The sequence below is a fragment of the Aeromonas bestiarum genome, from assembly GCF_000819745.1.
GTDB classification, from domain to species: Bacteria; Pseudomonadota; Gammaproteobacteria; order Enterobacterales; family Aeromonadaceae; genus Aeromonas; species Aeromonas bestiarum.
This window is the reverse complement of record NZ_CDDA01000007.1, coordinates 58,680-79,728: the sequence shown is the minus strand read 5'-3', so window position 1 is coordinate 79,728 and position 21,049 is coordinate 58,680. Positions and strand designations below refer to the sequence as shown.

Annotated in this window: 21 protein-coding genes; 6 read left to right on the top strand and 15 right to left on the bottom strand. The window is 60.6% G+C overall.

The features are described 5' to 3' along the window. The first annotated feature begins 118 nt into the window (after window positions 1-118). Entirely contained in the window at window positions 119-841 is a 723-nt protein-coding gene (locus tag BN1118_RS03590; protein ID WP_043554611.1) for a head GIN domain-containing protein, read from the top strand. 66 nt (window positions 842-907) lie between these two features. Here the strand turns inward: BN1118_RS03590 and fghA are convergent, their stop codons facing one another. Together fghA and BN1118_RS03580 are read right to left on the bottom strand one after the other, a co-directional pair. Next, complete coding sequence (fghA, locus tag BN1118_RS03585) at window positions 908-1,744, bottom strand: S-formylglutathione hydrolase (RefSeq protein ID WP_043554610.1); 837 nt, start codon at window positions 1,742-1,744, stop codon at window positions 908-910. A gap of 50 nt (window positions 1,745-1,794) precedes the next feature. Next, complete coding sequence (locus BN1118_RS03580) at window positions 1,795-2,922, bottom strand: S-(hydroxymethyl)glutathione dehydrogenase/class III alcohol dehydrogenase (protein ID WP_043554609.1); 1,128 nt, start codon at window positions 2,920-2,922, stop codon at window positions 1,795-1,797. A 120-nt stretch (window positions 2,923-3,042) separates the two neighbouring features. Here BN1118_RS03580 and BN1118_RS03575 point away from each other — a divergent pair, with 120 nt between their 5' ends. Further along, on the top strand, window positions 3,043-3,948 hold the full coding sequence (locus BN1118_RS03575; RefSeq protein WP_043554608.1) for a LysR substrate-binding domain-containing protein: 906 nt from the start codon (window positions 3,043-3,045) through the stop codon (window positions 3,946-3,948). Window positions 3,949-4,023: 75 nt separating this feature from the next. Here BN1118_RS03575 and BN1118_RS03570 read toward each other — a convergent pair whose 3' ends face one another. From BN1118_RS03570 to BN1118_RS03555, 4 genes are all read right to left on the bottom strand, one after another. Next, window positions 4,024-4,989, bottom strand: coding sequence for an ABC transporter permease (locus tag BN1118_RS03570; RefSeq protein ID WP_042866829.1), 966 nt, complete (start codon window positions 4,987-4,989; stop codon window positions 4,024-4,026). A gap of 2 nt (window positions 4,990-4,991) precedes the next feature. Continuing rightward, on the bottom strand, window positions 4,992-6,110 hold the full coding sequence (locus tag BN1118_RS03565) for an ABC transporter permease (protein WP_042866832.1): 1,119 nt from the start codon (window positions 6,108-6,110) through the stop codon (window positions 4,992-4,994). An 82-nt stretch (window positions 6,111-6,192) separates the two neighbouring features. After that, a complete protein-coding gene (locus BN1118_RS03560) occupies window positions 6,193-7,773 on the bottom strand; it encodes an ABC transporter ATP-binding protein (RefSeq protein WP_043554607.1) in 1,581 nt (526 codons plus the stop codon). Between the two features lie 83 nt (window positions 7,774-7,856). After that, entirely contained in the window at window positions 7,857-8,855 is a 999-nt protein-coding gene (locus BN1118_RS03555) for a BMP family lipoprotein (RefSeq protein ID WP_042866835.1), read from the bottom strand. Between the two features lie 430 nt (window positions 8,856-9,285). Between BN1118_RS03555 and uvrD the strand changes: the two genes are divergently transcribed. Then, complete coding sequence (uvrD, locus tag BN1118_RS03550; protein ID WP_043554606.1) at window positions 9,286-11,457, top strand: DNA helicase II; 2,172 nt, start codon at window positions 9,286-9,288, stop codon at window positions 11,455-11,457. 105 nt (window positions 11,458-11,562) lie between these two features. Here the strand turns inward: uvrD and BN1118_RS21545 are convergent, their stop codons facing one another. The 3 genes from BN1118_RS21545 to BN1118_RS03545 all read right to left on the bottom strand — a co-directional run bounded on the left by BN1118_RS21545 (window position 11,563) and on the right by BN1118_RS03545 (window position 13,822). Beyond that, window positions 11,563-12,381 (bottom strand): XAC2610-related protein, encoded by an 819-nt coding sequence (locus tag BN1118_RS21545; RefSeq protein WP_156994813.1) that lies wholly within the window; start codon window positions 12,379-12,381, stop codon window positions 11,563-11,565. A gap of 40 nt (window positions 12,382-12,421) precedes the next feature. After that, window positions 12,422-12,685 carry a hypothetical protein gene (locus BN1118_RS21540; RefSeq protein WP_156994812.1) on the bottom strand — a complete coding sequence of 88 codons (264 nt, stop codon included), beginning with the start codon at window positions 12,683-12,685 and terminating at the stop codon, window positions 12,422-12,424. Between the two features lie 192 nt (window positions 12,686-12,877). Continuing rightward, entirely contained in the window at window positions 12,878-13,822 is a 945-nt protein-coding gene (locus tag BN1118_RS03545; protein ID WP_043554605.1) for a transposase, read from the bottom strand. A gap of 191 nt (window positions 13,823-14,013) precedes the next feature. On the opposite strand from BN1118_RS03545, the gene BN1118_RS03540 reads away from it, so the two are divergent. Next, window positions 14,014-14,514, top strand: coding sequence for a DUF1993 domain-containing protein (locus BN1118_RS03540; RefSeq protein ID WP_043554604.1), 501 nt, complete (start codon window positions 14,014-14,016; stop codon window positions 14,512-14,514). A gap of 95 nt (window positions 14,515-14,609) precedes the next feature. Here the strand turns inward: BN1118_RS03540 and BN1118_RS03535 are convergent, their stop codons facing one another. The 4 genes from BN1118_RS03535 to BN1118_RS03520 form a co-directional block, all read right to left on the bottom strand. Continuing rightward, window positions 14,610-15,059 (bottom strand): SRPBCC family protein, encoded by a 450-nt coding sequence (locus BN1118_RS03535; RefSeq protein ID WP_043554603.1) that lies wholly within the window; start codon window positions 15,057-15,059, stop codon window positions 14,610-14,612. Between the two features lie 74 nt (window positions 15,060-15,133). Beyond that, the gene (locus BN1118_RS03530) at window positions 15,134-15,646 is read right to left on the bottom strand and encodes a cupin domain-containing protein (RefSeq protein WP_043554602.1); all 513 of its coding nucleotides are present in this window, start codon (window positions 15,644-15,646) and stop codon (window positions 15,134-15,136) included. Between the two features lie 31 nt (window positions 15,647-15,677). After that, a complete protein-coding gene (locus BN1118_RS03525; RefSeq protein WP_043554601.1) occupies window positions 15,678-16,190 on the bottom strand; it encodes a cupin domain-containing protein in 513 nt (170 codons plus the stop codon). A gap of 78 nt (window positions 16,191-16,268) precedes the next feature. Next, window positions 16,269-16,925 (bottom strand): DUF3313 domain-containing protein, encoded by a 657-nt coding sequence (locus BN1118_RS03520; protein ID WP_043554600.1) that lies wholly within the window; start codon window positions 16,923-16,925, stop codon window positions 16,269-16,271. A gap of 329 nt (window positions 16,926-17,254) precedes the next feature. Here BN1118_RS03520 and BN1118_RS03515 point away from each other — a divergent pair, with 329 nt between their 5' ends. Further along, on the top strand, window positions 17,255-17,938 hold the full coding sequence (locus tag BN1118_RS03515) for a chromophore lyase CpcT/CpeT (protein WP_043554599.1): 684 nt from the start codon (window positions 17,255-17,257) through the stop codon (window positions 17,936-17,938). A gap of 18 nt (window positions 17,939-17,956) precedes the next feature. Here the strand turns inward: BN1118_RS03515 and BN1118_RS03510 are convergent, their stop codons facing one another. Next, a complete protein-coding gene (locus BN1118_RS03510) occupies window positions 17,957-18,853 on the bottom strand; it encodes a LysR family transcriptional regulator (RefSeq protein ID WP_043554598.1) in 897 nt (298 codons plus the stop codon). 101 nt (window positions 18,854-18,954) lie between these two features. On the opposite strand from BN1118_RS03510, the gene BN1118_RS03505 reads away from it, so the two are divergent. Further along, entirely contained in the window at window positions 18,955-19,575 is a 621-nt protein-coding gene (locus BN1118_RS03505; RefSeq protein WP_043554597.1) for a LysE family translocator, read from the top strand. A 100-nt stretch (window positions 19,576-19,675) separates the two neighbouring features. On the opposite strand, the gene BN1118_RS03500 is transcribed toward BN1118_RS03505, so the two are convergent. Beyond that, complete coding sequence (locus BN1118_RS03500; protein WP_244463571.1) at window positions 19,676-20,785, bottom strand: YeeE/YedE thiosulfate transporter family protein; 1,110 nt, start codon at window positions 20,783-20,785, stop codon at window positions 19,676-19,678. Window positions 20,786-21,049: the final 264 nt, after the last annotated feature.

Genomic DNA, 21,049 nt, shown 5'->3' with positions numbered 1-21,049 from the left:
TGACATGGAAAAGTTAAATAATGATGAAAATCATGTGGTTGATGATTTGGCATGGGGTTTGCCATCTATGAGGACCAAACGGTCTGAAGACGGCCAGAACACAACGAGGAGAGTGGCGATGAAATGGATGATGGGCATTATGCTGGTCGTGGGGCTCAGTGGTTGCAGCTGGCTGGATGATACCCGGGTGAGCGGGGCGGGGGCCGTGATCGAGCAGCAGCACGCCATGGGTCGGCAGGTGACCCGGATACTGGCCGGTGTGCCCGCCAGTATCCATCTGGTCGCGGGTGAGGCGAGCGGTATTCATATCAAGGGACAGGAGAACCTCTTGCCCTATCTGGTGCTGACCGAGAAGGGAGACAAGCTGGAGATAGAGGTGAAGGATGGCTATCGGCTCGATCCCACAGAGCCGCTGGAGCTCACCATCACACTGCCGGAGCTCCATGAGCTGGCGCTGGCGGGCACGGGCAGCGGCGATCTGCATGGCTTCAAGGGTGACCAGCTGGTGCTGTCGGTGGCCGGCACGGGCGACATAGTCGCCAGCAAGCTGGATCTGAACCGGCTGGAGGGCAACATAGCCGGTTCGGGCAGCCTGGATCTGGGTGAAGGCTCGGCCAAAGCCGTGGAGCTGAATATCGCCGGCGCCGGCGATGTGCTGGGCGCCGGTCTCAGAAGCGATCAGGTCGAGATCAATATCGCTGGCAGCGGGGATGTGGAGGTACGGGCCCGGGATCGGCTCAAGGTCGGCATCGCCGGATCCGGTTCGGTCAGCTACTGGGGTGATCCCAAGCTGGAGAGCAAGATCGCGGGCTCGGGTGACGTGACCCGCCAGGGCAGCTGACGCCGCTGGCCTCAAGCCGACAATCGAACGCAGAAAAGAGACAGGCCCGTGACGGGCCTGTTTCGATCAGAGGTGGCGGGCGTGGAAGCGCAGGTGCGCCTCGATGAAGCTCGCCACAAAGTAGTAGCTGTGGTCATAGCCGGCATGGCGGTTGAGCTCCAGCGGCCAGGCCTTGCTGGCGGCCGCATCGGCCAGGGCATCTATGTGCAGCTGCTCGGTGAGGAAGGGGTCGTCCAGCCCGACATCCACCAGGGTCGGCAGCGGCGTCACCTCATGGTGGCGCAGCAGCTGGCAGGCATCCCACTCCTGCCACAGCAGCGGATTGTTGCCGAGGTAGGCGCCGAGCGCCTTCTGGCCCCAGGGGCAGCGGCTTGGGTGGCTTATGGGGCTGAAGGCCGACACCGAGCGGTAGCGACCGGGCTCGCGCAGGGCGGCGATCAGGGCTCCGTGGCCGCCCATGGAGTGGCCGCTGATGGCGCGCCGGGTCGAGACCGGGAAGTGGGTTTCGATGAGCTCGGGCAGCTCGCGGGTGACGTAGTCATACATCTGGTAGTGATCGCGCCAGGGATGCTGGGTGGCATTGACGTAAAAGCCTGCCCCCATGCCGAGATCGTAAGCGGGGTCGTCCGCCACGTCTTCGCCGCGCGGGCTGGTGTCCGGTGCCACCAGGGCGATGCCGAGCTCGGCGGCGATGCGCTGTGCCCCCGCTTTCTGCATGAAATTTTCATCGGTGCAGGTGAGGCCGGAGAGCCAGTAGAGTACGGGCACCTTCTGGCCGGTGAGGGCCTGGGGCGGCAGATAGATGGCGAAGCGCATCTCGCAGCCGAGCAGGCTGGAGCTGTGGCTGTAGCGCTTGTGCCAGCCATCGAAGCTCTTGTTGCTGCTGATAATGTCCAGATTCATCGAGGAACTCCTGCTCCCCGCCCGTCGAGGGACGGGCGGGGTGATCATGCTCAGTAGTGAATGACGGTGCGGATGCTCTTGCCTTCGTGCATCAGCTCGAACGCCTCGTTGATTTGCTCCAGCGGCATGGTATGGGTGATGAAGTCGTCCAGCTTGAACTCACCCTGCATGTAGCGCTGCACATAGCTCGGCAGTTCGCTGCGACCGCGTACCCCGCCGAAGGCGCTGCCGCGCCAGACCCGGCCTGTGACCAGCTGGAACGGACGGGTGCTGATCTCCTGGCCGGCGCCGGCCACGCCTATGATGACCGACTCGCCCCAGCCCTTGTGGCAGCACTCCAGCGCCGCGCGCATCACCTTGACGTTGCCGATGCACTCGAAGGAGAAGTCGACGCCGCCGTCGGTGAGATCGACGATCACTTCCTGAATCGGCTTGTCGTAATCGTTCGGGTTGATGCAGTCGGTGGCGCCCAGTTTGCGGGCAAGCGGAAACTTGCTCTCGTTGATGTCGACGGCGATGATGCGACCGGCCTTGGCCATGCGGGCACCGATGATGGCGGAGAGACCTATGCCCCCCAGACCGAAGATGGCGACGCTCTCACCCTCTTTCACCTTGGCGGTGTTCATCACGGCGCCTATACCGGTGGTGACGCCGCAACCGAGCAGGCAGACCTCTTCCAGCGGGGCGGCCGGGTCCACCTTGGCGATGGAGATCTCGGGCAGTACAGTGTATTCGCTGAAGGTGGAGGTGCCCATGTAGTGATAGATGGGCTGGCCATCCTTGGAGAAACGGGTGGTGCCGTCCGGCATCAGCCCCTTGCCCTGGGTAGCGCGGATCTTCTGGCACAGGTTGGTCTTGCCGGATTTGCAGAACTTGCACTCGCCGCACTCCGGGGTGTAGAGCGGGATCACGTGATCCCCCACCTTGACGCTGGTGACGCCAGCGCCGACGGACTCGACTATGCCACCGCCTTCATGGCCCAGGATGCAGGGGAAGACCCCTTCCGGATCTTCGCCGGACAGCGTGAAGGCATCTGTGTGGCAGACGCCGGTGGCGACTATGCGTACCCGCACTTCACCGGCTTGGGGTGGCATGACTTCCACCTCTTCGATGGAGAGGGGCTGGCCCGGTCCCCAGGCGATGGCGGCTTTACACTTGATGCTTTGAACCTGTGCCATGAATGACATCCTTCTTGTTGCGGTAGGTGAACAGAGATGAACTCAGGTATGCAGTGTAGTTTCCCTTCGATTTGGTGATAATAAGGCTAAATATCAAATCACTTTTACACACAGGTAATAATGCTCGGCTGGGAAGGGATCTGTGAATTTGTCAGCGTGGCGGAGCAGGGGGGCTTTACCCCGGCGGCGCGCAAGCTGGGGGTGTCGGTGGCTCAGGTGAGCCGACAGGTGGCGCAGCTGGAAGACAGGCTGCAGGCCAAGCTGCTGCTGCGCACCACCCGTCAGGTACGGCTCACCGAGCTTGGCGAAATCTACTATCGTCACTGCCGCCAGCTGCTGGACAACCTCTACGAGGCGGAGCTGGCGGTGGGGCGCCATCAGGCGGTGCCGCAAGGGTCTTTGCGGATCACGGCCCCCGTCTCCTATGGCGAGAGCCGCATAGCCCCCCTGGTGAACGACTTCATGGTGCGCTTCCCCCAGTTGGAGGTGACCCTCAACCTTACCAACCAGCTGCTGGATCTGGTGCACGAAGGCTACGATCTGGCGATCCGGCTCGGCCATCTCAAGGATTCGACCCTGGTGGCGCGCAAGCTGGCGCAGCGGGTGCCCTATGTGTGCGCCTCGCCGGCCTACACGGCCCGTCACGGCATCCCCAACAGCCTCTCCGAGCTGACCCGCCACCGCTGTCTGGTGGGCAACAGTGACGACTGGTACTTCACTCTGGACGCTCGCCCCCACAGCGTGCGGGTGCACGGTCTGCTGCAGTGCAACAGCGGCCACGCCCTGCTGGACGCGGCGCTCAAGGGGATCGGCATCATCCAGCTGCCGGACTACTACGTGAGCGACCATCTGGCCCGGGGCGAGCTTGTCGAGCTGCTGCCCGAGCTGCGGGCACCGGAGGAGGGGATCTGGGCCCTCTACCCCCACAACCGCCATCTCTCCCCCAAGGTGCGGCTGCTGGTGGATTACCTGGCCGAGCGGCTCAGCGATCCCCATCAGCCCGCGCTGGTGCGGCCGGTGGGTTGAGGGGCGGGCGGCATGAAAATGGAGATAAAAAAGGCCCGCTTGCGCGGGCCTGTTTGTATGGCATGAAGGAGAGGGCTATTCCCGTTCCTTGACGTAGGGGGTGCCGAGCGCCTTGGGTGCCACCGCCTTGCCGATGAAACCGGCAAGCAGGAACACAGTCAGTATGTAGGGCAGCGCCTCTATGGCCTGCACCGGAATGGCGAAGCCACCTATGCTGACCCCTTGCAGCCGGATGGCGACCGCGTCGAGGAAGCCGAACAGCAGGCAGGCCGCCATGGCATTCCAGGGGCGCCACTTGCCGAACACCAGCGCCGCCAGCGCCATGAAGCCCTTGCCCGCGCTCATGTTGGGGATGAACTGGGCCGTCTGGGCTACCGCCAGATAGGTGCCACCAATACCGGCCAGCAGGCCGCCTATGATGAGCGCGGTATAACGCATCCGCACCACGGAAATACCGGCGGTGTCGACCGCGGCCGGCGCCTCGCCCACGGCACGCAGACGCAGGCCGAAGCGGGTACGGAACAAGACCCACCAGGCCAGGGGCACGGCGGCAAACGCCACGTATTCCAGCAGGGAGTGGCCGCTCAGCAGCTCGCTGTAGAGCTGGCCTATGACGGGCACGTCATACAGCTCCTTGGCGTAGGGCAGATCTATGGGGGCGAAGCGAGCCGCACCGGACAGCGCCGGGGTCTGGCCACCCTGATCGAACCAGTAACGGCCCAGGGTGACGGTCAGACCGGCCGCCAGTATGTTGATGGCCATGCCGCTCACCACCTGATCGCCCCTGTGGGTGATGGTGGCAAAGCCGTGCATCAGGGCGAACAGTATGGAGACGCCCACACCCGCACCCAGACCAATCCAGGCGGAGCCGGAGACGGCCGCCGCCGCGCCGCTGGCGAACGCCGCCGCCAGCAACTTGCCTTCCAGCGCTATGTTGACCACACCGGAGCGTTCACAAAACATGCCCGCCATGGCGGCCAGGATGAGCGGTGGCGCGGTACGAATAGTGGCATCCAGCATCAGGATCAGAGTTTCGAACATGATCAGACTCCCTTGGCTTGCGCGGATGAGCGGTTGGCAAATGCCAGATAGAGCTGCTCGATGCGCGGACGCATCATGTGCTCAAGGGCGCCACAGAACAGGATCACCAGACCCTGCAGCACCACCACTATGTTGCGGTCGACCCCGAACTCGAAGCTGAGCTCGGCGCCCCCCTGATAGAGGAAGCCGAACAGCAGGCTGGCGATGATGACGCCGACCGGGTGGTTGCGTCCCATCAGGGCCACCGCGATACCGGTGAAGCCGAAGCCTTCCACGAAGTTGAGCTTGATCTGGTGCAGTTCACCCTGCAGCACGTTGAGGGCGAAGAAGCCCGACAGCATGCCGGAGATCACCATGGCCAGGATCACCACCTTGGGATAGGAGATTCCCGCATAGGCGGAGGCGCTCTGGCTCGCACCCACGGAACGGATCTCGTAGCCCCAGCGGGTATGCCAGATGAAGACCCACACCAGGGCCGCACAGATCAGCGCCCAGAAGAAGCTGATGTTGAGCGGGCTGTTGGGCATCTCCATGCCGAAACCGCTCGCCAGCTCGCTGACCTTGGGCAACCAGCTCGCCTCGGCAAACACCTTGCTCTCGGTCGCCATGGAGCCCGCCGGTTTGAACACCTCGACCAGCAGGTAGGCCATCAGGGAGGCGGCGATGAAGTTGAACATTATGGTGGTGATGACGATGTGGCTGCCGCGCTTGGCTTGCAGCCAGGCCGGGATGAAGGCCCAGGCCGCACCGAACAGGCCACCGGCTATGATGGCCAGCGGCAGCAGCAGCGCGAACGGCAGGGAGTCGCCGAGCAGCAGACAGACCAGGCCGACGCCGAGGCCGCCGATATAGGCCTGGCCTTCACCGCCGATGTTGAACAGGCCGGCATGGAAGGCCACCGCCACCGACAGGCCGGTGAAGATGAAACCGGTCGCGTAGTAGAGGGTGAAACCGACCCCTTCTCCCGTGCCGAAGGCGCCGTACCACATGATCTTGGCGGCATCGACCGGGTTGATGTCGAGGTAATAGAACAGGATGGCCGACACCAGGAAGGCCAGCAATATGTTGACCGCGGGCAGCACGCCCACGGAGATCCAGGCAGGGATACGTGCTTGGCTCATGAGCGAGCCTCCTTGGCAATCTCGTCGGGGACTGGTGCGTTGACCATCATCAAACCCATTGTTTCACGGAAGGGTACCAGGTTCATGATGTGGCTCCTTCGGGTTGGCTGGCAGCCACCTCGTCGGGAACTATGTTCGCCATCATCAGCCCTATGGTGCGCTCATCCGCCTTGGCGCCGTCCAGCTCACCGACGATACGACCGTCGGCGATGACCAGGATCCGGTCAGACAGGCTCATGATCTCGTCCAGCTCCACCGACACCAGCAGCACTGCCTTGCCCTTGTCGCGCATGGCGATGATCTGCTGGTGGATGTACTCGATGGCGCCGATATCGACCCCGCGGGTCGGCTGACCGATCAGCAGCACATCCGGGTTCTGTTCCACTTCACGGGCGATCACCAGCTTTTGCTGGTTGCCACCGGAGAAGTTGGCCGTCTTGTGGTCGGGATGGGGCGGGCGCACGTCCCACTTGTCCATCTTGGCCTGGCAATCCTGCAGGATCGCCTCCTTGTTCTGCAACCAGCCCTTGTTGTACTGGGGACGGCGGTGATAACCCAGGATGAAGGCCTCTTGCGCCTCGAAGCGGTTGATAAGGCCCATCTTGTGCCTGTCTTCCGGCACATGGCCTAGGCCGAAGTTCCGCACCCGCTCGGGATCGGCCGGATGCGCCACGCTCACCTCGTGCGCCTGACCATTGCCTGTGATGGTGAAGCTGCCCTTGCTGGGCTTGATGATGCCGCCGAGCAGGCTTAGCAGCTCGGACTGGCCGTTGCCGGAGACGCCGGCGATGCCGACCACTTCACCGGCCCGCACCTCGAAGCTGACGGATTTGACCCGCTCCACCTTGGCATCGTCGAAGTAACTGAGCCCGTTGACCTTGAGCTTGGCCTCGCCCGGCTGGGTCGGGCCCTTGTCGACCTTGAGGCGCACCTTGCGGCCCACCATGAGTTCGGCCAGATGCTCCTTGTCGGTATCCTTGGTGGCGACGTGGGCCACCATCTCGCCCCGGCGCATGATGGAGACCTGATCCGTGATGGCCAGGATCTCCCGCAGCTTGTGGGTGATGAGGATGATGGTCGCGCCCTGATCCCGCAGCTTTTTCAACACCTCGAACAGGTGATCCGCCTCTTGCGGGGTCAGCACCCCGGTCGGCTCGTCGAGGATCAGGATACGGGCACCGCGATAGAGCGCCTTGAGGATCTCGACCCGCTGTTGCAGGCCCACCGGCAGATCCTCGATCTTCTCGTGCAGCGGCACGTCGAGACCATAGTCCCGCGCCAGCTCGCCGAGCAGCTTCTCGGCCGCCGCCAGGCTCTGGCCCAGGTGCCAGCCGTTTTCCGCGCCGAGGATGACGTTCTCCAGCACGGTGAAATTGTTAACCAGCATGAAGTGCTGGTGCACCATGCCCACGCCTGCGGCGATCGCATCTTGTGAGCCATGGGGTTTGAAAGGGTTGCCGTCGATGAACATCTCGCCTCTGTCGGCGTGGTAGAAACCGTAGATGATGCTCATCAGAGTCGACTTGCCGGCGCCATTTTCGCCGACGATACCGTGAATACTGCCTTTTTGAACCTTAAGGTCGATCTGCTTGTTGGCGTACACTTCGCCGAACCGCTTATCGATACCTCTTAATTCGATGGCATAGCGATCTGTCTGGTCCATGATGCAGTCCTTGCGGGTCATGAAGAGAGACTAAAAACCGGCCCGTACGGGCCGGTCGTTGGGTTGAGAGTAGTAGCGGTTACTCAGTATTTGCAGCTGTTGTCGCTCATATAGTCATGAACTTTGACCTTGCCGGAGATGATATCGGCCTTGATGGCGTCAACCTTGGCTTTCATGTCTGCGCTGATCAGCTTCTCGTTGTCTTTGTCGAGTGCCCAATCCACACCGCCCTCGGCCAGGCCCAGGTTCTTGATACCTGGTTTCCAGGTGCCCTTGGCGGCGTCATCCCAGGTCTGATAAGCGGCCAGACCCACGGATTTGACCATGGAGGTCAGCATGGTGCCCGGTTGCAGGTGGTTCTGGTTGGAGTCCACGCCGATGGCGAACTTGCCTTCATCCTTGGCTGCCTGGTAAACACCGATACCGGTACCGCCGGCCGCGGCGTAAACCACGTCGACGCCCTTGGCGAACTGGGACTTGGCCAGCTCGGCACCCTTGGCCGGGTCAGCAAACGCCGCCGGGGTGGAACCTGTCATGTTCTGGAACACTTCGATCTTCGGATTGACGTACTTGGCACCCTGCTCGTAGCCGCACTCGAATTTGCGGATCAACGGGATATCCATGCCGCCCACGAAGCCGACCTTGCCGGTCTTGGAGGCGATGGCTGCCAGCGCACCCACCAGGAAGGAGCCTTCATGCTCCTTGAAGATGAGGGACTGCACGTTCGGCTTGTCGACCACCATGTCGATGATGGTGAACTGGGTTTTCGGGAATTCGGTCGCGACTTTCTCGACGGCCGAGCCCATGTTGAAACCGACGGCGACGATCGGGCCGTTGCCACGACTGGCCAGACGACGCAGGCCCTGCTCACGCTGGGCTTCGTTCTGGGGTTCGAACTCCTTGACCTTGACGCCTTTGTCCTTGTTGTAGACTTCGACGCCGTTACGGAACACGGCTTCGTTGAATGACTTGTCGAATTTGCCGGCGGTGTCATAGATGACGGCGGGCTGGGAAGCTGCCTGAGCAGAAAGGGCAGCGAGAGTGAGGGTGGCAACGGTGGCCAGCTTGAGCACTTTAGTCACGATCGTATCCTTGATTGTTATGTGAGGGTCCACAACCTGCCGGAGCAGGCCATAAAGCACGCTGGCTAACTGTAAGTGAGCCACGGTGCGGGTCAAGGAGATCATAAAGGAAAAACGTTTGCGGTAACGGTTTGAAATATAAGCAAATCAATTTATAAGTGGTTGTTTTGATGCCTGTTTTCAGATTTAAATTCTGCAAAAGCAGGGTTTCAAATGACATTTTTGTTTATATTCATATGGTTATAAGCAAGCGTTTTCGTCCGGTGGGCTAAAAAGTGGTTTCTATTGGTGCCTGTTTATGTTCCAGGCCCGTTTTGGCCTCTCCCGACCCAGGCCCGACATACCAGGTGGCGCCGGTCGTTCACGCCGATTTGGTCTGTGGCGCCACAGGTCGTATAATCCCCGCCTGTATAAATAAACAGGAGTGGTGATGGACGTTTCAACCCTGCTCGACGGGCTCAACGACAAGCAAAGAGATGCCGTTGCGGCGCCCCGCAGCAACCTGCTGGTGCTGGCCGGCGCCGGCTCGGGCAAGACCCGGGTGCTGGTGCACCGTATTGCCTGGCTGATGCAGGTGGAGCGTTGCTCACCCTTCTCCATCATAGCCGTGACCTTCACCAACAAGGCTGCCGCCGAGATGCGCGGCCGGGTCGAGAAGGTGTTGGGCAGCATGCAGCGCGGCATGTGGATAGGCACCTTCCACGGTATCGCCCACCGTCTGCTGCGGGCCCACCATCTGGATGCGGGTCTGCCGCAGGATTTCCAGATCCTCGACTCAGACGATCAGTACCGTCTCATCCGCCGCGTCATCAAGGCGCTCAACCTGGACGAGAAGCACTGGGCCCCGCGCGCCGTGATGAGCTACATCAACGGCAAGAAGGACGAGGGCTTGCGCCCCGGCGACATCGACCTCTACGGCGACCCCGTCACCCGCACCTATCAGCAGATCTACAAGACCTACCAGGAGACCTGCGATCGCTCCGGGCTGGTGGACTTTGCCGAACTCTTGCTGCGCGCCCACGAGCTGTGGCTCAACAAGCCCCACATCCTCGAGCACTACCGCGACCGCTTCCAGAATATCCTGGTGGACGAGTTCCAGGACACCAACGGCATACAGTACGCCTGGCTGCGGATGCTGGCAGGGGATTCCGGCAAGGTGATGATAGTCGGCGACGATGACCAGTCCATCTACGGCTGGCGCGGCGCCAAGATAGAGAACATCCAGCGCTTCCTGACCGATTATCAGGGCGCCGAGACCATACGCCTGGAACAGAACTACCGCTCCACCGCCAATATCCTGAAAGCGGCCAACTGCGTCATCGCCAACAACTCGGAGCGCCTCGGCAAGGAGCTGTGGACCGAGGGAGCGGAAGGGGATCCCATCTCCCTCTATGCCGCCTTCAACGAGGTGGACGAGGCCCGTTTCGTGGTCGGTCGTCTCAAGGATTGGAAGGAAAAAGGCGGCTTGCTGGCCGACTGCGCCATTCTCTACCGCTCCAACGCCCAGTCGCGGGTGCTGGAAGAGGCGCTGATGCAGGACGCCATGCCCTATCGCATCTACGGCGGCTTGCGCTTCTTCGAGCGGCAGGAGATCAAGGACGCCATGGCCTACCTGCGTCTGATCAACAACCGTGGCGACGATGCCAGCTTCGAGCGGGTCGTCAACACCCCGACCCGTGGCATAGGCGATCGCACCCTGGAGATACTGCGGGCCAACGCCCGGGATCAGGGCCAGAACCTGTGGCAATCGGCCAAGGGGCTGCTCAACGACAAGGTGCTGACCGGCCGTGCCGGCAATGCGGTGCGCGGCTTCGTCGATCTGCTGGATGCGCTGGAAGAGAAGGTCTCTCTATTGCCGCTGCACCAGCAGGCGGATATCGCCATCCAGCACTCCGGCCTCAAGGCGATGTATCTGGCGGAAAAAGGCGAGAAATCCCAGGCGCGGGTAGAGAACCTGGACGAGCTGGTCACCGCCTGCCGCCAGTACCAGCGCCCGGACGAGCTGGAAGACATGAGCGATCTCTCCGCCTTCCTCGCCCACGCGGCGCTCGAATCCGGCGAGAATCAGGCGGACGAATATGCCGATGCGGTGCAGCTGATGACCTTGCACAGTGCCAAGGGGCTGGAGTTCCCGCTGGTGCTGCTGGTCGGCGTGGAAGAGGGCATGTTCCCCAGCCAGCAATCCACCGAGGAGTCGGGCCGGTTGGAAGAGGAGCGGCGCCTCTGTTACGTGGGCATGACCCGCGCCATGGAGAAGCTCTACATCTGTTATGCCGAGAGCCGCCGTATCTATGGCCGCGAGATGTTCCACAAGCCGAGCCGCTTTATCCGCGAAATGCCCGCCGAGTGTCTGGAAGAGATCCGGCTGCGCACCCAGGTGAGCAGACCCACCCAGTACGGCCGCTTCAGCCAGAACGAGGTGCAGCAGAGCTTCGACGCCAGCGGCATCACGCTTGGCCAGCGGGTGCTCCATCCAAAATTCGGGGAAGGCATAGTGCTCAACTTCGAAGGGGTCGGCCAGCAGAGCCGGGTGCAGATCCAGTTCGACGAGGTCGGTGCCAAGTGGCTGGTGACGGCGTATGCCAGATTGGAAGCGCTGTAACTTCCCTTCATCAACCAGCCCGGATCATCATTGTTCCGGGCTGTTAAAGTGGTAGTAGGACGTTAGCAACTTAATGGTGATCGTTGTGAATGTCTCAGTACTAGGTCAGTTACAATATTTTCTGGGTTTTTCTATTTGCTCACCGCTGTCATCGCGTACCAAGCACACACCATCAATCATTTTCAATTTCTTACCAATCCACTTGTAGTTCTCAATAATAATTTGAGCCCCTGCACAGCATTGGTTAGTTGATGTAACAGTTTTCGTTTTTTTATCAAAATAGAGAGAGGTTAGTGATAGTTGATCTGTTTCATTATAGCGCCGAGTCGTTGAGTCATATAAATAATATGTTCGAGATGTGTTTGGTCCAGCATAATAGCTTTCGAAGACTGAAAAGTCTGGATAGTCATCGAAGTTATAGTCATCTATCTCTAATTCATCATTGTTGCACATGCCCTCTGATGTTAGAGTAAACACTGTTTTATCTGTCTGCTTGTTGATAATATGAGTCTTTTTCCCTGTATCATCACAGCGTATTCTGACATAGGCATCGTCAAATGAGGTTGATTGTATATTACCTCTCAAATCATCACTCAAGGTTAATGATATAGGGTGGCGCTGGCCTGTTTTTATATTTTTCCAGTAACCATAGAAAGTGTTATTTTTTTGTGTTAAAAGAAGTTCAGTTACAGATATGTCATTGTTTTTCTCAATGTACTTAATAACGCCATTGTCATCTTTTGATGCGAAATGCAATGGAATAGGAGTCCTGTGTTTATCATACATATAAATAGCAGGCTCCTCTACGTTGGTGAACGACATGGATATATTAAGATTACCTAGTGATCCATGATACTCATCACTCACCGTAGTAAATGGGATAAACAATGTGGTGACAAATAGGACGTTTTTTGTTGATATCATTCCATTCTCCTAGTATTGGAATAATGGTTTTTTATAGTGTTCATTTTGTTATTTCATCTGACTTGTTGGTAGAGATTAATGGCTGAATTATTTTTTTGTAATCATTGATCATGTCACTCTCTCTACCGTATCTTTCGGCAAGTGATAGTAGGCTATAGGCTTGATGCAAATCACGCCCCCTACCATAGCCAAATGCATAAGTAAGTCCCTTGATGAATAGCATTTCTGGCTCAGGAGCTGTGTGTTTGTCAAAGCAGATGTCCTGCTCTTTTTTAGTTTGATATGGCATCCCTGGGCAGCGCATACCACAGATCTTAGGACACCCACCTTTCTGAGTAAGCCGTAGCCAGACTGGTGATGAGGTGATGGATGGTTCGGTGGCTGGAGCGGGAGCGACAAGGTGACGGTTCTGGCTTTTAAAGCCTCTTGTTCAGGCATGCGTCATGCCCGGCATCAGATGACATGCCGGGGTGTGATATGAAGTGGGACTCGCGATTCAAAGAGGCGGCTGGTGACATCGTTGCTGCCCGCAGTGCTGTGCGAACAGCTGGCAATGTTCCCTGTCACCCACAGCTCTGATGCCTTGCCGCCGGAACATCGTCACTTGTCGCAACCATTGCGCAGTATCAAGGCCAAGTCGTTGCAGGATGGGGGCAAGGTGAGCCGCAATATGGCCCCGTTTGTCGGTTCTGATGGCTCGCCCTGTCCAGTCGACCAGCTCCAGGTAGTCGGTAAAGAGGTAGGGCAGGCCATCACTTCTGCTGGAGAACGGCAGCAACAGAGGTGGCAATGGCACTGTGGGTTGTTGGTCAGCGAGCCGCTGCTTGATGCTGGTGTAATCGCTCTCTTCCGGTCTGTCGGCAATCGCTGCCCGTATCGGATTGAGGTCAACGTAGGCCATGCAGGCCAGCAGGGCTGACTCGGTGAGCAATGCCTGACTTTTGAAGCGTCCTTCCCAGAAATGGCCCTTGCAACCATCTTCCAGATTGGCCTGGCGGGCCAGTTTTTCATTGAGCAGCCGAACAAACCAGCTGATGGAATGCAGCCGCTCACGCCATTGGGCTATCAGCTGTTGTACGACCATAAGTTCCGGTTCAATCAGGGATTCCCCCTGATACCAGCGCCGCACCAGCAGGGGCCACTGAAACAGTGCCGCCCAACGCTCGGCTATCTCCCGCTCGTTCCAGTTGGTGGCTGTATCAGGCTCAACCTTGAGCACCAGGTGGTAGTGATTGTTCATCACCGAATAAGCGCAGACGCCGATGGCAAACAGGCGCGACAGTTGGCTCAGCTTGTCGACCACCCACTGGCGCCTGTGTTCGTAACTCTGGCCGGAATGGGCATCTTCACCGCACAAGAAGGCCCGCCGCACGCAGCGACTGACCACATGGTAATAAGGCGTATCTTGCAGACTGATTTGACGGGAGCGGGCAATGGTCATGGCAACCTCCTGCGATATCCCTTTCAGTCAAGAACAGAGGTAAAGCGCTGTCAAAAAGGTGGGTGTCCCAATATGCCCTTGTCGATGGCCATACCTTGTCGCGGCGGTTGTGGGGTGGGGGTGATACTGCGGGGGGATGCGCTATAGTGGTGCCGCTCGTTTAACTGCCTTCAACCAACCGAGAACGCACCATGAACCGTGATATTGTTGCCCAGTTTATCAAGATGCTGACCAACCTCGACCTGTGTCTGGCCAAGGCCGCTGCCCATGCCGAGGCGAAGCAGTTCAATGTGGAGAACTTCTTCGGCGATCGGCTGATCGTCGACATGCTGCCACTCAGCAAACAGGTGCTGATCTGCTGCGATTCGGCCCGTACCTGTGTCGCCACCGCCAGCCATGGCGAGCAGCCCGTGATGGGGGATGAGCCCAGGACCATGGCGGATCTGCGCGCCCATATCACCAAGACCATCGCCTTTTTGCAGAGCAAGCTGGATGCCGATTTCAGCCAGTTCGAGAGCGGGCGCTATGTCCCACACTGGGCGGGCGGCAAGGGGATGGACGGCCATACCTGCGTCCACGAGTACGCCATCCCCAACTTCTATTTCCACCTCACCATGACCTATGCCCTGCTGCGCCGGGCCGGGGTCGATCTCGGCAAGCGGGACTATCTGGGCGGGTTGAACCTGCAATAAGTCTCAGGGTTGCCGGAATGAAGAGAGCCTGCCAGGTGGCAGGCTCTCTTTTTTGGGCTGGCCGACGCGCGCAACCCGCTCGGGCCTGTGCCCGGCTACTCCCCCGGGATCTCGGGTTCGACCAGGGCGGCCAGCTGGGTCAGGGACTCCTGCCAGCCGAGATAGCACATCTCCACCGGTATGACCTCGGGGATCCCGGCCTGCTCTATGGCAAGCTCGGTACCGCAAAGCACACCGGTCAGGCTGATGGTCACCCGCATCTCTCCCGGCAGGTTGGGATCGTCGAAGCTGTCGGTGTAGCGGATGCGCTTGCCCGGCTCCAGTTCGAGGTACTCGCCGCCGAAGGCGTGGCTGTGACCCGTAGCGAAGTTGGTAAACGCCATCCGGAAGTGGCCGCCGACCCTGGCCTCCAGCTGCGTCACCCGGCAGGTGAAGCCGTGGGGCGGCAGCCACTTGGCCAGCGCATCCGCTTCGATAAAGGCCCGATAGACCCGCATCGGAGGCGCCTTGAGCACCCTGTGCAGTCGTACTGTTCCCGTCGTCATGATCAACTCCTCCTGATTGAGATCCGCATCAAGGATAGTCGCCAGCGCTGGGCCATTCCGGTATGAGCGCCGGATCAGAAAGGGCCGTTACTGTCGCGCAGCTTGTCTGGCAGGCCATCGTGATCCCCCAGCTCGCGGGCGGGTACGTCGTCCCAGTGCAGCTGGCCGAGGGTGATGTTGCGCTCGGGGTGAACGGCGTAGTGGATGCGGTTGTCCTCCCGGTCCGTGTCGCCGATGCAGAGCAGCCGCACCGGCTCCTCGGTGTTGTTGATAAAGGCGTGGGCCAGGCCGTCACCGGCCTTGAAGCCGACCGAGTCGCCCGGTTGCAGCCTATAGAGCACCCCATCGAGCCAGACATCCGGCGTCCCTTCCAGCACGTGAACGAACTCGTCCTCGGTCTTTTCGGCGTGGGGCCAGCTGGTGCGGTGGCCGGGCTCGACGATCTCGTGGTGAATGCCAATCCGGCTAAAGCCAAAGTGTTTGCCGAGGGCGCAGCCGCGGGAAAGGGGCTCCTGACTGCCGGAGTAGTAGCGCGGCGTCTGCTCTTGCAGCTCGCGCCAGTGTTTGATGCAGGGGTGGCGATTCATCGTGATTCCTTATATGGCTGTGTGGGGTCGCTCAGAACGGGCCGTTGCGCTCGCGCAGCCGGTCGGGCAGGCCGTCGTGATCGCCCATGTCGCGGGCGGGCACCTCGTCCCAGTGGCGCTTGCCGATCTGGCGGTTGTACTCGGGGTGCAGGGCGTAGTGGATGCGGTTGTCCTCCCGGTCCGTGTCGCCGATGCAGAGCAGCCGCACCGGCTCATCCGTGTTGTTGATAAAGGTGTGGGCCAGCCCGTCACCGGCCTTGAAACCCACCGAATCGCCCGGTTGCAGCCGATGGAGCACCCCATCGAGCCAGACATCCGGCGTCCCTTCCAGCACGTGGACGAACTCGTCCTCGGTCTCTTCGGCATGGGGCCAGCTGGTGCGATGGCCGGGCTCGACCAGCTCGTGGTGGATGCCGATACGGCTGAAACCAAAGTGCCTGCCGAGAGCGCTGCCGTGCGACATGCGCTCCTCACTGCCTGGGTAGGATCCCGGTTCCGGCTCTTGCAGCTCGCGCCAGTGTTTGATGCTGGGGTGACGGTTCATGACGGCTCCTTGTCACAGAAAGGGGAAATAACCGGCCCCATCCGCAGGGCGCACTGGGCCGGAATGTGGCAAGCCGGACTAGCGGCCCAGATTGTCGGCCAGCTGTTTGGCGCGGCTGGCGGCCCACTGATCGATCATCTTCTCCATCTCGTCGGCTGTGATGGGGGAGTCCTTGTGGGTGGTATCCGGGCTCTCGCGCGCATCCATCACCCGCACCAGCAGCTTGCCGCTTTGGGAGTCGAGCAACTGGGCCATGCTGCCCACCTTGAGCAGGTAGGGCTCCTTGCCGATCACTTCGCGGGTGACGTTGATGGCGATCTTGGCGGGCAGCAGATCCCGCAGTTTGGGGTCGGGGCGGGTCAGATCGAAGTTGGTGATGGCGGCCTGCACCCGCATCACGCCAGGGCCGGGGGCTGTGGCGATCTGCACGCCCTGGCTGACCAGTTCGCGCTGGAAGGTGGCGTGGTAGTAGCGGCCGATGTCGTTCTGCTCGTTGGCGGTCAGCAGATACCAGTGGCCGTTCTCCTGGCGGATGAACTGTAGCGGGTCGAGCAGCACCTGATGGTACTGGCGCAGATCCACGCCGGGCTCCTTGTAGACGCGCTGGTTGGGGTTGCTTTCACTTGGTTGAAAGGCCGCCAGCGGGATCGCCTGCAACCCCTGCGATACCTGATTCTTCACTGCGCAGCCACCCAGCAGGATGGCCACCATGCCTGCGATTACGGCTCTCTTCATCTTTGCTCCTGATATGCATGACCTTTGCATCCGATGCGCAAGGCGTTGCAAGAGAAATAACCGATTCAAAGAGCGCCCACAAGAGGAAGCCGTGGCCCGTTCAGCCGTCATCCAAGTTATCGGCAGGTAGGCCTCGTTTGCCGCTGGCTGGGTGGGGTGGCTGCCTCTGCGCCGGCAGGTGACGGGGCCATTGAACCCGGCGCCGCCGTCACTTCCTTTCGCTAACACTGTGATTTTTCAATGGATCGGCAAGGATTTGATCAAGATTGCGGTTATTGCGGCCATTCGCTCATATAATCGCCGCCATGAAAATGATTCGGAAGGATTCGATGGTCACGCTGATGGCGGCCCTGTGCGGGCTGCTCTGCACCTGCCTGGTATGGGCGGCGCCCGCCCCCTTTGTCACCATCCCGACCGGCCCGTCAGCGGCCAGGGCGACGACGGCTCAGGTCAGCATGGAACCGCTGCTCTCCTGGTTTACCGGCGAGTTCTCCAGCCGGGAGCAGGCCAGTTATGACACCCGTTTCACCAGCGCCGAGCTGCGGCTGGTGGAGATCTGGCCCGGCTACAAGGGCTTTCGCTGGGTCTATGCCGAGCAGTTCCTGACCGAGCGGGCGGTGCGTCCGTTTCGCCAGCGTATCTACCGTTTCTCTCCCGTCCCCGATGGCCGCATCCTGATGGCCGAACTGACCATGCCCAGAGCCGTCGACTTCGCCGGGGCCTGGCGCGACCCCAGTCTGCTGAACTCCCTCACCCCGCAACAGCTCTCCCTGCGTCAGGGCTGCGAGATCTGGCTGACCCGCCAACCCTCGGGGGAGTACGCGGGCCACAGCAAGGTTGGCAGCTGCTCCACCAATTTCGGCGGCGCCAGCACTCTGGTGCAGTACCTCTGGATCGGCCCCGACAGCGTCAGGCTGCTGGACAGGGCCTACGACAACGAGGCCCATCAGCGCTGGGGCAGCCCGGGCGAGGGTTATGTCTATCTGCGCAAGGCGACGCTGCGCGGGGAGTAACCCGGTCTGGCCTGCCTCTCAGGCGGGCAGATCCAGCTCATGACGGTGGTCGCTGAGGTAGTCGATCAGCAGCCGCAGGCGCAGCGGCATGGGCTCTCTGGCCGGGTAGAGCAGGTTGACCGGGCGCGGAGCGGGCAGGGCATCCGGCAGTATCTCCAGCAAGGCGCCGCTGGCCAGCTCCTGGCTCAGCAGAGCCCTGGGTTGCAGCACTATGCCCGCATGATTCAGGGCCGCCACCTTGAGGGCGCTGCCATGGTTGCTGATGAACTGGCTGTCCCACAGGTGCAGATGTTCGAGGGGAAACTCCTCGGCCAGGCTCGACTGCGTCAGCCAGGGGGTAAAACCCAGGCAGCGGTGACGGGCCAGATCCGCCAGCTCGAGCGGGGTGCCGTGGTGTTGCAGGTAGTGTGGCGAGGCACAGAAGACCGAGGCCGAGCTGGTCAGTGGGCGGGCTATGTAGGCGGCATCCTTGGGAGTGCCGACCCGAAAGATGAGGTCGAAGCCGTCGCCGATCACATCGACCAGCCGATCGCAGAGATCCAGTTCGATGCGGATCTGCGGATACTGCGCCATGAAGCGACACAGCAAGGGGGTCAGCCGATAGCTGCCAAAGGTGATGGGGGCATTGATGCGGATCTTGCCCGCCGCCTGGCCTGTATGGGCCCGGGTGTTCTGCTCCAGCTCCCGATAGTGCTGCAGCAGGTTCTGGCAACCGCCAAGGTACTCTCTGCCCGCCTCGGTCAGGCTCTGGCAGCGGGTGTTGCGGTTGAGCAGGCGGGAACCCACTCTGGCCTCCAGCCATTTGATGTATTTGCCGATCATGGCCGGTGTCATCTCGAATCGCTCCGCCACGGCACTGAAGCTGCCCGCGCGGGCGACTTCGACGAAGATCTCGATGGCGGTCAGACGATCCACTCTAAACTCCTGGTTTATAAAGCCGAGCGCCACTATGTCTGGCTGGCGAAGAGGCTGTCAATATACTGGGCGGCACTTGACCGACGATGGAATACCCTGTGATGAGCCTCGAATATTACGCCCTCTACCTGCTGCTCGCCGTGGGGACTGTGCTCAGTCCCGGCCCGGCGGTGATCTACACCATAGGCAACACCCTGACCCGGGGAACCCGCCACGCCATCGCCGGCTTTGTCGGGGTGGCGGTGGGGATATTGATGGTGGCAACCCTGGCCTCGCTGGCGGTGCTCTGGTTTACCCACTGGCTGGCCGAGGGGCAGCAGATCCTCACTCTGGGGGGCGCCCTCTATCTGCTCTATCTGGGGCTGAACTCCTGGCGTCAGCGCGCGGTCAGCCCGGTCGTGGGGGCCTCCACCGATCGGGATTGTGGCCGCAGTTTCGCCAAGGGAGCGCTCATCAGCCTGCTCAATCCCAAGGCGATCATCTTCTTCACCAGCCTGTTTCCCCAGTTCATCGATTTTCGTCAGGGGGCGCTGGGCCAGTGCATGCTGCTGGCGCTGACCTTCAGTGCCGTGGTGCTGGTGGTGCATGGCGGCTACTGCTTGGTGTTTCGCTGGGTGGGCATGCAGGGATATGGCGAGCGCTTCGCCAGGGGGATCAACCGGTTGTCGGCCGTGATGTTCACCGGCTTCGCGATCCTGCTGCTGATCAGGGCGCTGGGTTGAGGTTCTGGCGGGATGAGGCCCGTTCCGCAGCCATCAGGCCGGGATATAAGGAAAGGTATTTCAACGGGATGGCGCCCTTGTGCGCCATCCCGTTATGCCATCAGAGCTTGAACAGCGGCCGCAGGCGGATGCCGATCAGGCTGCCGGCCAGGGCCATCAGCATCCAGACCCAGCCGTGCAGGCTGCCCGATGCCGTGCCGTCGAAGAAGCCACCCAGGTTGCAGGCGCTGTACATGGCGCCCATCCCCATCAGCAGGCCGCCGAGAATGGATGCCAGGCTGTTGCCGAGCCGCATCGGGGCGAAGGTGCCACCACCGCTGATGCAACGCGCCAGCATGGCCCCCAGGATCCCCAGCCAGAACATGCCGACCATGGGGTTGATGAAGAGTGGCTGGGCCAGCTTGGGGTTCCCCTCGAACAGGCCGAACAAAGAGGCGCCGCGCAGCGCCATGTCATAGACGGCGCCCGTGATGGTCCAGGCCGAGCCGTGCAGGGCCACCACGCTGGAGTTGAGCAGGGCGATCAGGATGCCGCCGGTCAGCACGGTGAAGCGGCCGTCGCGCCAGAACAGGTTGCCACCGCTGAAGAGGGGCTTGAGCTCGCCGGTGCGCTTGAGTTCGCTGTTGCGAAACAGCAGGAAGAGTACGGCGACCAGCGCCAGGTTGAGCAGCATGCCGCTCCAGATATTGCCGGTCAGATCCTTGGCCAGCACCACATGGCTGGAGAAGGTGGCATCCAGCATGGGGCGGAACTGGTTGCTGATCAGGGTGCCTATGCCGTAGCAGAGCAGCACCAGCCAGAAGCGGGGTTGCCCCTCGCCGCAGCAGTAGAGGGTGCCGGTGGCGCAGACGCCCGCCAGCTGCATGCCGATGCCGAACAGGAAGGCGCCGACGATGAAGGGAATGCCGATGGCCATCACGTTGCCCACCATGGCATCGCCAAACAGGGCGTGACTAAAGGAGAGGAAGCAGGTGAACAGCAGGATTTCGATGGCGATGGTGAGCAGGTGAACCCGCACATAGTAGCTGTTGCGCTTGGTCAGCATTTCGCGCCAACCGAATACGATGCCGAAGCGGCTGAAGGAGAGGGTGAAGCCGAAGCCGAATCCGATCAGGGCCATCAGGGCCCATTTCATACCAAAGGTGTTGCCGAGCCAGAGTAACGCTCCCCCCGCGATTGCCACGATGGGGAGCGACCATTTTCGATTCATGTTGTTGTTTCCTGTGCGTCATGAGTGAGTGAAGCCGTGCATCCTATTCCCACATTGAGTCCGATTCCAGCGCGGATCCGCGCCTGTGACGGAAAATGAAAGCAAAACCCCATCCAGATCAATTCCTGGCAAGGGCCCCTGGCGAAATGAGGATGAATCTATTTCAGGGGCTGAAAATAATGGTGTGACGAGTGTGAAACTAATTAAATTGAAAAAGATGAATTTAAATTTTGCGCCTTCGAATGCTTTTGGGTAGAATCTCGG